The 12,987-nt window shown below is 34.2% G+C and carries 10 protein-coding genes; 8 read left to right on the top strand and 2 right to left on the bottom strand.

The features are described 5' to 3' along the window. Positions 1-2 precede the first annotated feature (2 nt). Positions 3-1,607: a sodium:solute symporter gene (locus HBN50_RS14565; RefSeq protein WP_273871216.1), complete on the bottom strand. Its 1,605-nt coding sequence runs from the start codon at positions 1,605-1,607 to the stop codon at positions 3-5. Between HBN50_RS14565 and HBN50_RS14560 the strand changes: the two genes are divergently transcribed. After that, the gene (locus tag HBN50_RS14560; protein ID WP_273871215.1) at positions 1,608-2,762 is read left to right on the top strand and encodes a DUF4147 domain-containing protein; all 1,155 of its coding nucleotides are present in this window, start codon (positions 1,608-1,610) and stop codon (positions 2,760-2,762) included. Next, positions 2,755-4,386 carry an alpha-amylase family glycosyl hydrolase gene (locus HBN50_RS14555; RefSeq protein WP_273871212.1) on the top strand — a complete coding sequence of 544 codons (1,632 nt, stop codon included), beginning with the start codon at positions 2,755-2,757 and terminating at the stop codon, positions 4,384-4,386. The genes HBN50_RS14560 and HBN50_RS14555 overlap by 8 nt, the downstream gene beginning before the upstream one ends. 34 nt (positions 4,387-4,420) lie before the next feature. Here the strand turns inward: HBN50_RS14555 and HBN50_RS14550 are convergent, their stop codons facing one another. After that, positions 4,421-4,768, bottom strand: a complete 348-nt coding sequence (locus HBN50_RS14550) for a hypothetical protein (protein ID WP_273871210.1) — start codon at positions 4,766-4,768, stop codon at positions 4,421-4,423. Between the two features lie 288 nt (positions 4,769-5,056). On the opposite strand from HBN50_RS14550, the gene HBN50_RS14545 reads away from it, so the two are divergent. From HBN50_RS14545 to HBN50_RS14520, 6 genes are all read left to right on the top strand, one after another. Then, a complete protein-coding gene (locus HBN50_RS14545) occupies positions 5,057-5,908 on the top strand; it encodes a DUF4423 domain-containing protein (RefSeq protein ID WP_273871208.1) in 852 nt (283 codons plus the stop codon). Continuing rightward, complete coding sequence (locus tag HBN50_RS14540; RefSeq protein WP_273871206.1) at positions 5,905-6,774, top strand: hypothetical protein; 870 nt, start codon at positions 5,905-5,907, stop codon at positions 6,772-6,774. The genes HBN50_RS14545 and HBN50_RS14540 overlap by 4 nt, the downstream gene beginning before the upstream one ends. A gap of 29 nt (positions 6,775-6,803) precedes the next feature. Beyond that, positions 6,804-8,204 carry a hypothetical protein gene (locus tag HBN50_RS14535; RefSeq protein WP_273871205.1) on the top strand — a complete coding sequence of 467 codons (1,401 nt, stop codon included), beginning with the start codon at positions 6,804-6,806 and terminating at the stop codon, positions 8,202-8,204. An 83-nt stretch (positions 8,205-8,287) separates the two neighbouring features. Next, a complete protein-coding gene (locus HBN50_RS14530) occupies positions 8,288-10,723 on the top strand; it encodes a hypothetical protein (protein WP_273871203.1) in 2,436 nt (811 codons plus the stop codon). Between the two features lie 173 nt (positions 10,724-10,896). Continuing rightward, entirely contained in the window at positions 10,897-12,078 is a 1,182-nt protein-coding gene (locus HBN50_RS14525; RefSeq protein ID WP_273871202.1) for a hypothetical protein, read from the top strand. Between the two features lie 22 nt (positions 12,079-12,100). Then, a complete protein-coding gene (locus HBN50_RS14520) occupies positions 12,101-12,973 on the top strand; it encodes an NAD-dependent epimerase/dehydratase family protein (RefSeq protein WP_273871200.1) in 873 nt (290 codons plus the stop codon). Positions 12,974-12,987: the final 14 nt, after the last annotated feature.

Genomic DNA, 12,987 nt, shown 5'->3' with positions numbered 1-12,987 from the left:
TTTTAGAGATTATAACAAAATAAAAAGATCACAATTCCCCATAAGGCGAGAATCAGATAGTATTTTCGCCAATCAATTTCAAAGAGTTCTTTGCTTTCGGTCTTAAAAGAGCTGTAAGTAAGTCCAACGATTGATTGTTCAACAGGTCTGGTCGCATAAGAGAGTAACATTCCTGTGCAAAAACAAACCACACAACCAATCATATTCCACCATGGCCATGTTACATTTGGAATATAGATCCAAAAGATTGCATTGACGATAAATCCGAGTATCAGACCACTAATAGCTCCAACACCGTTGGCCCTTTTTGTGAGAATTCCTAAAAGAAAAACACCAAGAATAGGGCCGTTGGCAAGTGAGCCAATTTTATTCATGGATACAATAATTGAATCTGCTATGTCTCCAACGAAAAAAGCGAATACTGTGCATACCGTTCCCCAAAAAATCGTAAGAACTTTGGACAAATAAAGTTCCTGTTTTTCGCTGAAACTTTTGTCCAGAAAACTTTTAAAAATATCCTGCATAGATGTTGCCGATAGTGAGTTTATCGTTGAATCAAGAGAAGACATTGCGGCAGAGAAAAGACCGACCATGACAAGTCCTACAGCACCTATGGGGAAATATTTTAAAACAAAGACAGGTACGGAAAGGTTGTAATTAGGTTTTCCATTTTCAATAGGAAGAAAGTTGATGAAATCAGGATGCTTGGACACAAAAGCACCAATACAAACGCCTAGAAAACAGTAAGTAAGCACGAGTGGAAAGCGAAGTACACCATTTAGAAAGAGGGCCTTATTTGTATCGTCTATACTCTTTGTAGATAATTCTCTTTGTACTTGTGACTGATCACAGCCATAGTAAGAGACATAGAGAAAGAATCCACCAATAAACATTGCTAAGAAAGAAAAACTATTCCCATCAAAACCATGAGTCTTTAAGTTCAATGCTGTTAAACGCGTGTGATCAAATGCATTGATTGTCTCACTCCATCCTCCAGTAAGGTTTATAGCGATGATGATGGTCATAATAATCGCACCGTAGAGTACGACCATTTGAATCACGTCTGAAATGATAACGGCCTTCATTCCACCGATTGAATCATAAATAATGGTGATCACACCTAACATGACGACAGCGAGAGTGAAGCTAATACCAGTACAGTAGGCAATAACAATGGAAATACCATAAACAGTAACACCTGTAGCGAAGGCCCTAATGAATTGAAATAGGAGTGAGAGAACAAGTCTCGTTCTCTTATCAAATCTTTGTTCTAAATAGGCATAGACAGAGATGATTCCAAGTCGCCTATAGAGAGGGAGCAGAAAGATCATTAGAAAAATCATGGCAAAGGGGACGGCTAGCTCATATTGAAGCCAAAGCATTCCCCCTCCAATTGAGAAGGCGACAAATGCTGGGGCTCCTAGAATTGAATTTGTTGAACATTGAGTTGCCATTGTTGAAATGGCGATGGGCCAAGCTCCCGTGTCGTTACCACCTAAGTAGTAATCGTCTTTGTTTTTTTGCCCTCTTGAAAGATAAATACTTAGACCTATCATTCCTATTAGATATAAAATAATTATTGTCCAATCTAAAACATGTAGTTTCATATGATGATATCCAAAAAAGTCAGCGAAACGGTAAGAGAAGTCATTGAGTTACTTGATCCGTATTTTCATTTAAAAAAATTAATATCCTTTAATGATAAAGGGATTAATTTTAAAGACCAAGAAGTAGTATTTAACGGAAAAATTTACTTATTCGGTTTAGGAAAAGCGTCTAGCTTTGAGTTAGAAGCTTTCTATCAGTTGTTAAAAGAAAATGACCTTGAAAATAAAATAGAAAAAATCGTTTCTTATACTAAAGAAGGGGCAACAGTTGATTGCGAGAACTTTATTGAGCTCGAAGGTACACATCCCGTTGTTAGTGAAAGAAATATTGAAAATACGAAAAAATATATTCAACTTCTTGAAGAAATATCAAAAGAGGATACGCTAATTTTCTTTCTTTCAGGTGGAGCGAGCGCTCTATTAGAGCTTCCTGTTGAGGGTTTAAGCTTCGAACAATTGAAACTTAAACATGAACAGCTTTTGCTATCGGGAATTAATATCAATGAGATGAATAAAAAGCGAAAAGAAATATCTCTCGTAAAAAATGGTGGTCTTTTAAAATATATAAAGACTAAGAACATTATACAATTTGTTACCTGTGACATTCCGAATGAAAATTTAAGTGATGTTGGTTCTGGTCCTTTGTTGAATGATACAAGAATTGATGAAAACCCCTATACCATTAAATCGCAAAGTGCTTCGCTCTTACTTGAAAGATTGTGTGAGAGAGACTCTAAAAGAATACGTGATAAAATCTATGATTGTAGCTTTGAAGAGCTGATTGAATCAGTAGAGAGAAAACTTCCTCTAGGTGATGATATCCTTATATCTGGAGGTGAAGCTCCGGTAGAAGTGACAAAGTTTGAGGGAAGAGGTGGGAGAAATACTCACTTCGTTTTGTCCCTTGCTAATAGAATTTATTCGAAAGAAGAAAATAGAAATATTCACATATTGAGTTTTGGAACAGATGGTGGAGATGGAAATACTAATGTGGCCGGTGCCTATATAAATTTTGATCTCTTCTCAACTTTAGACCCAAAAGAATACTTAGAAGAATTTAATTCCTTTGAATATTTTGAAAAGATTAATGGCCTCGTTATTACAGGGGTAACAAAAACGAATGTTATGGATTTAAGGTGTATTTGGCGTGAGTAAAAAAATAAATGAATTATTAGGTGAGTTAAACTCGGATTTTTTATCACTTGTTCCTTTTATTAATGAGGAAATAGAGAAGATAAACCAAAAGAGTGTGAAGGATGAGAAAAATCTCTTTAGTAATGAAGATACCATTCTTATTACTTATGCCGATCAATTCAATGAACAGGGAAAATCTAATTTTGAATCATTGAATTCGTTTATGACAAATGAACTAAAAGGTGTTGTAAATACTGTTCATATCCTTCCTTTCTATCCTTGGACAAGTGACGATGGTTTCTCTCCCGTTGACTATAAAGAAGTTAAGAAAGAATACGGAACGTGGGAAGATGTTGAAAAAATAAGCTATAAGAAAATGTATGACTGTGTTTACAATCATATCTCTAGCGAATCTCCTTTTTTTAAAAAGGCCTTAGAGGGTGATGAAAAGGCGATATCCATGTTTCATATTTATTCTGAGAAAGAATATGGGACTGAAGATTTTCAAGAGAATATTAAAAAAGTTGTTCGCCCTCGAACTCATCCTCTCTTTTCTGAATATGAAATTAATGGAAAAAAGCATTATGTGTGGACAACGTTTAGCAAAGATCAAATCGATACAAATTTAAATAATGTGGATATGCTTAAGTATATCCTTGAAAGCTTCTTTCTCTATATTCAAACTGGCGCAAGGTTTTTTAGAGTCGATGCTGTCCCTTTTATCTGGAAGGAGCTCGGTACAAATTGTTCTCATCTCGAAAAAACTCATAAATTTGTTCAACTGATTAGAGCGATCATTGATTCACTGAATCTCAATTTGTACCTTGTTACTGAGAGTAATGTTCCTCATCAAGAGAATATTACTTACTGGGGCGATGGTGAAAATGAAGCCCATATCATCTATAACTTTTCACTTTCGCCACTCATTCTTCATGGGTTAACTTTTAAGACGAATCAATATCTTAATAAGTGGGCAAGCGAAGTCTTTAAGATTGGAAAGAAAACAACTTATCTTAATTTCACTGCTAGTCATGATGGTATTGGAATGCGTGGACTTGAGGGGATTGTTCCTGAAGGTGATATTGAAAAGCTTTGTCATATCGTTGAACAAAATGGTGGAAAAGTTGGAAAGAAAAGATCACGCGACGGTTCAGAAAAGCCCTATGAATTAAACATAACATGGGCAAGCTTTTTAAAAGACTCTCGTTTAAGTGATGAAGAGAATATAAGAAAAGTTGTTAACTCACATGCTATTGTTATGTTCTTTCCAGGAATTGGTGCTCACTATGTTCATAACTTCCTTGGAAGTGAAAACTGGCAAGAAGGGTTTGAAGAGAGTGGAATCCCAAGACGATTGAATCGAAAGAAATTTAACTATCCACTAGATTTGAATGAACGTGAAAATCAGATTAAGAACGATCTTGTCGATCTTATTGCTTATAAAAATAGTGAAGAATTATTTCGTGCAGATAAGAGTATTCGTATGATCAACATTCATGAGGAATGTCTTTGTTTTGAGCGCTATGATGATAATGATGTCATTAGAGTTTACATGAATCTCTCTGATAGAGAATTACAATTAGAGAGAATTCGATTGAAGGCCTATGATTTGCAGTTTGTAAAAAATGGTAAGCTTATAGCGTAGAAAAAGGCCGAATTGAAATTCGGCCATATGAGAATTATCTAGATTGACGAATTTCGTTAAGCTCTTCTAAAAAACGAGCTTTCTCTTCTTCTTTTGCTGATTCTTCTTCATCTTGATGTGAACCTGTATATACAGCAGCTCTAATTTCATCTTTAGTGATTCCAAATCTCTCTACATCTTCAAGGTATCTTTCAATACAAGTATTAAACCAACGAGTGTAGTGATACTTTAGTGTATCGTCTTTTGTTGTGTAAGTTCTAGCACAACGCTCTAGTTGAAAGAGAACGTGCTCTTTTTTTGATGGCATGTGATAGTACTTATAATCGGTAGCAATTGCTGATAGTGCAGTAAGTGAAAGAACTAGAATTAACATTTTTTTCATATTAATGACTCCTGGTTTATGTCTAATAGAGACTTTTTACTACAGGCCGAATCAAATGTTTCTAAACAATGAAAAGATTTATTCTCTGTCTAAGTACATGACGAAAACAGATATTTGTTATTTGTAGAGAGAATTTGTTTTTGATGTCTTAAGAAAATTGAAACATGTCAAAAAAACACTAAATGACACATGGTTGAACAATTGCTTGGGCAGGCTTGCCCACGAAAATTAACTTTTCTGCCCAAAATATATTTGATAGATCTATAACTCGTTTACTAAACTTTTTGTATGGACTTTGTTGTTATGGACGACTTATCAATTTTCAATTTCTCAGATTATAGAGTCTTTATTAGAAGTTATATTAATGGGAAGAAAAAAAATAAATCTAGCTTTAGTGTTAGTCAGTTCTCCAGTCAACTAGGTCTCAAAGACACATCTTCTCTAACTAAAATTTTAAATGGTCAGCGTAATCCAGGTGAATTAATCAATCAAAAGTTTATAGAGGCCTTTAAATTTAACTCAGAAGAGGAGAGCTATTACAGAGATCTAGTAAGATTAAAAAAAGAAAAAGATGTTTTCAAAAAAAATGAAATTCTAGAATCTCTGAAAAAGAAAGCTAATAAAGAAAGCTTTTATACCCTTGATATCGCTCAATTTGAATTGATTTCAAATTGGCATTCTTATGCATTGAGGGAAGCCGTTAGATTAAATGATTTTAAACTCTGCCCATCATGGATTAAGAATCGATTCTCTTTGAATATGGGAACTGAATACATTGAGAAAATTTATTCGAATCTTGAAAAACTAGAATTGATCGAAATAAATCAAGAAGATGGACAAAGAAAAGCTCGTGTACTTAGAAATCGATATACACCACCTCTAGATTTTCCTAGCGATGCCATTAAGTCGTTTCATGAAGGCGCGATTACTAGAGGTGTAAAGTCTCTCTACAAAACACCTGTTGAAAAAAGGCATATCTGTTCATCAACGATTGCTATAAAAAAAGAAAAAATAGCTGAAGCAAAGAAATTAATTGATGAGTTTCAAGATCGAATATCTGCTTTAATAGAGTCCGATGATGCAGATGAAGTTTATATGTTTAATATGCAATTCTTTCCACTCACGGAGTCTAAGCAATGAGATATCTAATTTTATTTTTTATCAGTTTTACTGTCTTTGCAGAGGGCAAAGTTGGTAATGGTGGTGATATATCAACGAGAACAGTTTATTTTGCAGCAAAAAATTTAGACAAATATTTAAGTTATTGTAGCAATGGAAGTAAGTGTTACCTCGATCAGAAACAGACTGATATTGTTAAGAAGATTCTCTCCAATGTTTTAGCGGAACATAGAGTACAGGATTTACTTGTTTTCAAAAAGAATCGTGACAAATTCTTTTCAGTAGATGGTATTGAAAAACTCGCTATTACTGAACTTACTCCTGGTGCAAAAATTTATATAAATTTAGATAAGTTGAAGTCATTTGGGCTTGCTGAGTCAATCGGTTTATTAGTGCACGAGTTAGGGCATCAGGTTGGAGAAGAGAACCATCAATTTTTAGATCTTCTCGGTGTTAATGTCGCTTCACAAATTCGATCAATGATTAAAAATACAGGTGAAGTCATTGATGAGAGTGTTAAAGGTGTCATCTATTATGAGCATGGAAAAAAGGGAAAGGCACACTTTGTCTTGGAAGATGAGATTATAAATATCAGCTCTCTTTTAGAGGGGGAAATTAGTTGTACGAAGCCTTCTTTAAACTTAGTCGAAAAGAATAAACATCTAGAGGTTCTTAATGTTTATCAGTCCAGTTTCTCTTTTAGAAAAGCTGATACTAAATACATTCCAATAACACTATGGTTAAGGGTTCACTGTCATTATCTAAATGGAACGAAGGCCAAACTTGCTCAATCAATTTTAGTCAAATTTGCTTTTGATTTAGAAAATAATAAATTTTTGAAAAGTAAAACATCGTTAATCTCTGGAAGGATTCCAACAACGATTTAAAAAATTAGAAAAAGACATGGAGGTCGAATATGTTACGTATCATGATAATACTCATAGCTTGTACTAACTTCTCAGTATTTGCTTCTACACTCTTATCAAATGTACAAATAGATCATAAACGAAATAAAACGGATTTTAATATCTCCTGGGATCGTGTGTCTGGGCATTCTTTTAAATTTGGTAAAATTTTTCTATGTAATGAAAATGATTGTATCGAATCAAGTAGTGGAGAGTTCAGAGTTGATCGATCTATTAGAAATGAAAAAGTATTCTTTGAAAAGTCTTTTTATGGAAATGGTCATTTGAATTTAGTTGTAAAGGGAATCGGAAATCGAGGAGAGTTAGTCGTTCTTTATGATAGAAGTACACTTTTAAAATGTGATGAGAAACTATTCGCAATGCCATATGACGGTCTTGTTGGACCAATAGATTTGAATTGTGACGGCTCAATTGATGTTTTAAGTGGTCATGTTAATAGTGATTCCTTAGCGAAGGTGTACCCGCTCGTTATTACTAAAGAGAATAATGAGGAGGTGTCATTTACTAGTGATCAACGAATTGTTATTGATAGAAATGCTGATGCTTCAAACTTTCTAGGTCAAAGCTGTAAAGTTAAGATCGTTACGAAGAAATATTTTAATGGAGAGCAAAAAATCACTATGAAATCTGGCTTTTCATCAAATGATCCCTCTCCCTATGAAATTCCCATGGATGTTTCGATTCGCGATGAAGATTGTTCAATTAAAAATGGTGTAAGCTTTTGCTCTAGAGTTGTTGATCTTTGTTTTGAAAGACCGTTTTACTATAACTCAAATGTTATGAAGAAGGGCTATGATAGTCGAGAGTATGCTGTCGAAATAGAAGGAAAACGTGTTGGAACTTACCGCAACAAATGTTCTGTAAATTATAAACAAGAGGGTCGTGAGTTTGATCCAAAAAAGAAAGACGGATTAGATAATGACTGTAATGGAGAATTAGACGATGTACAATCTTATAAGAACTATTGCTTAAAAGTTGATTCACGAGGACGTATGGGAATTTGTACTGATAAATGTTTGATTGCTTCAACAAAACATGATGTAAATGTCTTTAGATTCCCAAAGCTTTGCGAATCATATGGAAATCGTTTTCCTCTTTGGGCAAGTTCTACCAAAAGGGAGAGGAAATTTCTGTGCTTCTCAAGGTCTGAATCTGAGAACTCTTTTGCTGATGCCATAAAAAAATGTCACGTATGTTCACGACATTTTTCTAAGGAACCAAATTCTTCAAATAATACTATTGTAGATAAGTGCGGTAATTATTCGGGAGTGAAAGGTTATAAAAGTAGAGCCGTTTATACCAATTACACTGCTGATTATGAAAATTGTGAAGCACTTCTTCGTTGTGATAAATGGGCCGGTGGTACTATTGATGACCCCGTTTATTATTAGGTAAGGCAGAATCAGGTTACAATTGATTATACTGACATATTAGATAGAATTAATGAGTACTTCTGATATTTAAGGACTTTGATATGAAGAGATTTCTTTTCTCACTATGCTTTATTATACTTTCAATAGATGTGACGAGTGCCAATAGTGCTCTGGATGATGTTATTAAAAAAAGAACGATCATTGCAGATATTTATTGTGAAGCGTTTGGGGAAAGACCAGATATTTCTATGCAAGGAAAAACATGGAACGCACTTGGTGGACCATTTAAAGATCTCTATCAGGTGCACGTAAGACAATTCTTAGCTGGAGATATTGATTTATTCAAAGTCCTTAAAGATGTAAATACTTATAAGAAGACTTACAAAAGTCCTAGCAATCAACAAGGTACTAATTGTAGAAGTGTTAAGGGTGGGAAAACCATTTTAGAACATTACAATGATTTACATAAATCATACTGTTCAATTATTGGTATCAAAAGAGAGGACCAGGATCCATACTTTATAAATAACTTATTCGAATTGTATTATAGAGGAAAGAGTCTTTCATCTCTTCAAAAGTTTTTTAAAAAAGAAGCTTCAAATAAATCTAAAAAGAACGCTAAAAAATGTACTGGTTATCAGGAGAAATCTTTTGACTCTAAATCTAATAATCAATCTGTTACTTTAGAGTTTCGATATCCAACTCACGAAGAAATTATATCATCCCCAGTTAGTAAGTATGCTTCTTATAGGGATAAACCTTTTTGTGGAGAGGGGAAGGTTTATGACTATGCAAAGCTTGAACTCGCTTTTAATCAAAGTGTTCACTATAGAATTGATCAGTGTATAAACTCTCTTCGTGGCCATAAGGACTTTAAATGCTTTGAAATAGACCTAAAAACGAAAAATAGAGAGAGAGACTGTCAAACAGAGAGAGATTATGGAAAGAGAATTGCTTGTGCTGCTGAAGCTAGAGATAAGGGGAATTTAGAGTCTCTTGCCAGTGGGTGTAAAAGGGGACTTAATGGCTATGGGAATAATCATCTCCAAACAAGTTTAACAGGCGAAAAAATGTCTAGTTTTTGTCCTCTATCAGGTCCTCCTGAAACGCTTCACTTTTCTCAAAATGGAAACTCTAATTTTTACCATGAAGAAAGAGGTGATATTCATCAAAAATTTAACAGATGTATTCTTCAGGGTTGTTATGATGAGCAAAAAAGAGTTTCTAGGCCTTATGGTTCATTCCTTGAAAGAAAGGCGAGAGAGTGTGGTATTTCAAGTGACTTTTCTTTTGAATGTTATGTTTTTAAGCAAGCTGGGAGAGATGATTTAAATATTTGTACAACACGTATTACGTTAAGAAATTTAACAGATAATCATCCTATGGTAAAAAAGTTAATTACATCATCGGATCGAAAATCTGCCAAGAATGCCGCAGGACTTTACATTAATAATGCAGTATTTAATGCCGGAAAGGCCAAAGATGGGACTAGGTTTTCAGCATTTTTTACTGCTAATCTTGATACAAATGGAGAGCTTGTTTCAGGAAATATTTCTATAACTCAAAGAGGTCATCAAGCAAATTTTAAACCAAGATCAATAACAAAAAATGGTCTTGTGACCCCAGCGTTCAAGAATTTTAATAAGTTTGAGTTAGACTGGGAATCAAGTGTTTTCAATCCTAATGCTAAGGACTCTTATGCATGCCCTGCAACTGGTTTCAATGATTGGAAACAAAAGTATATTGCCTTAAATACAAAGATGTACTACACAGCAAGATCACTTGGCTGTACCGTAGGTAAAAGTACTAATGCCGATGTCTCTGGTTGTGATCAGATTAAACTTTCTAAGGCAGTTACTGAACATAGTATCAACCAAAGTCGACTTTTTTCTGAAGCTCAAACGTGGCTATCAGGTCATGAAAACCCGGCCCTTACTCCAAAAGAGGGGTCAATCCTAGCTTTATATCCAATATGTCAAAAGGATTATCCGTCATATAAAGAAATTTTCGATAATGTCGTAGACGATATTGAAACAGCAGAATCTAAAGACACTATGTCTGATGCTTTTAAGAAACAGGTTGCTATTGTCACTAATCATAAAAATGATAAAAATTTAGTTCAGCAATTCTTAAATAAAGAATTAGCGAGTCATTTTAAATTACCCTATGGAGCGATTCGAGTTCCGATGGGTAATGGCGAAATTGAAAATGGAATGGTTTATGAAGTAGAGAGCTTTAAAAATGGTACAACTCCCTATGTTGAAAATCCTTCATATGGAAGATTTTTAATGGGAATAGAAAGGCTCGATCAATTTAAATCCCAATTAGAAAATCTCTATTGTAAAATTCTCGGCGTAAAAGTAAGTTTAGAAGATAAATATTTTTTTAAACGTTTTCAAAAAGCATCTCAATTGGCCTTTCATTCTAACTTAAATATGAACTCCATCTTAAGTGAAGCGCAAATGCACTTTGAAAATGAACTGCGCGTGAACTCCAAATCGAAACCTTGGCTAAGAGGTAGAAAAAGATGCAAATGAGACTCATTTAAAGTTAACTAATTAGAATAATATATAAAAAGGCCTTCAAAATGAAGGCCTTTTTTGTCTAAATAATAGACATTCAATAGAAATCATTTCAATTCCACTTCGTGATTTCAAATTCATTGCTAAGATTTGAACGTATTTATCGTCATATTATTTGCGAGGAAATTATGAACATCTCTTTGATGGGGCTATCGGTTTTGGCCTTCGTGTCTTTAAATGCACACGCGGGTCTTAATAGTAAAAATATTGATATCTTAAATTCCATCCCTCTTATAAAAGCTTATGAAGCTCCTAGAGATGATGAAAAGACTATTCAAGAAGACCTTATTAAAATATTTAATAATTTCGCTATAAGAAATCGTAATGCTGATAGCAGTTTGAATCGAGGGACGCATGCAAAAGGGCAATGCTTTGACGGTGATTTCCAAGTGTTCTCAGCTAATGATTTACAATCTCAATTTGCTTATTCTGAAAAGTTAATTAATCGATTAAAGCAGGGGTTGTTTAAAAGTGACGGTCTTTATTCAACATCTGTGAGACTTGCCAATGCCGATGGTATGGGAAGAAAGCAAAGTGATAAAGTTGGAGATGTTAGAGGTCTCTCTTTTTCTGTCTATAATTTACCAATTGATGATTTCGTCGAAATTGGGCGACAAGATTTTATGATGAACTCTACGCCTGGATTCTCAAATGGTGGAATCAAAGGCTTTTATGAAGTTGTTAAAACGGCAAATCTTCTCGTTTATAAGGACATTACCTATCTTCCAAATCCACTTTTTCTTAATGAAATTGTATCCGGCCTAAGTGCGATTGGTGGAGCTAATAGTGAACAAGAGAATATTACTAGTCTTGCTGATTCTAGCTATTGGTCTAATATTCCTTATACACATGGAATGACATCAACTATGTCACCAATTGATATTGTAAAATTAAAAGCAGAACCTTGTTCTAGGGTTACAAGCTCAAAGGACATGTCAAATAATAGTAATTATTTGCAAGAAGATATCGTTAGAAGGGCCAATGAAGGGACTATATGCTTTGATGTTAAATTACAATTTTTCAATAGAACACAACTTAGAAAGAGTACAAAGTTTAAAGCTAGAAAATATAGACAGTGGTCCAATACCGATTGGATCGAAAATGGTGGACTAGAATGGCCTGAATCGGTTCTTCCTTTCTATACGGTAGCGAGAATTCAAGTGCCTAAGAATTCTCCGGTTAGAGATTGTTCTGATAGATATATCAATACGCGTGTTCATGCGAATTTAGAAAACCTTCCGATCGGATCAATATCGCGAGTTCGAACTTATGTTGAAGAAGCGAGTCGTGCTAATCGAATGAGAAATTAAAATAAGTGTTCCGAGGATGAATATGAGAAAAGTGTTAGTTTTAGGTGGTAATCACTACTTTGGAAAAAAATTAGTTCAAGTATTATTGAATGAAGGCAATCAAGTAACATTGCTTAATAGAGGAAATCTGGATGATGGGCTTGGTGATCAAGTTAGTAGGATCAAGTGTGATAGGCATGATAGATCATCTTTAGAAAAAGCAATTGTTGAAAGTTATGATGTTGTCTTTGATCAATCTTGTTTTGATTACGATCAAGCGAAGCTTGCTTGTGATGTCTTCAACGGAAAAGCTAAAAAATATATTTTTACTTCTAGTATGTCGGCCTATAACGTTTATGGTCGTTCAATCAAAGAAAGACTTTTTGATCCTTTAAACTTCTCGTTTCAGACAAAAGAAACGGTAGATAGTAATTATGGAGAAGCAAAAAGACAGGCCGAAGTATCCTTTTATCGATATGCAAAGTTTCCTGTAACAGCAGTTAGGTTTCCAATCGTCTTAGATGAAAAGGATGCAACAGGAAGGCTTCAGTTTCATGTGAATAGAATTAAAAAACAAGAACCGATCTATTTTACTAACCTTGAATCTAAGATCTCATTTATCTCTGCTGATGATGCAGCAAAAGCACTGAATGAATTAAGTAAGATTGAATTCTCTGGCCCAATCAATGTCGCAAGTTCAGATCCTATTAGTCTTAAAGATTTAAATGAGCGTATAAGTACAATTGTTGGTACGCCGTTTGTGTTGGCAAAAACACAAACAGAGGAAAATAGCTCTCCTTATAATATTGCTGAAGATTGGTATATGGATTGTTCAAATCTAGAAAGCCTCGGGATCAAACTAGAGGCCATAGATGACTATTTACCCAAAATGATTACATCAATAAATAATCAGTAAAAAAATATTTTTAT

Source organism: Halobacteriovorax sp. GB3, from assembly GCF_028649655.1.
Classification (GTDB): Bacteria; Bdellovibrionota; Bacteriovoracia; order Bacteriovoracales; family Bacteriovoracaceae; genus BSW11-IV.
The sequence above is the reverse complement of the archived record's forward strand: the minus strand, read 5'-3'. Positions and strand labels throughout refer to the sequence as shown.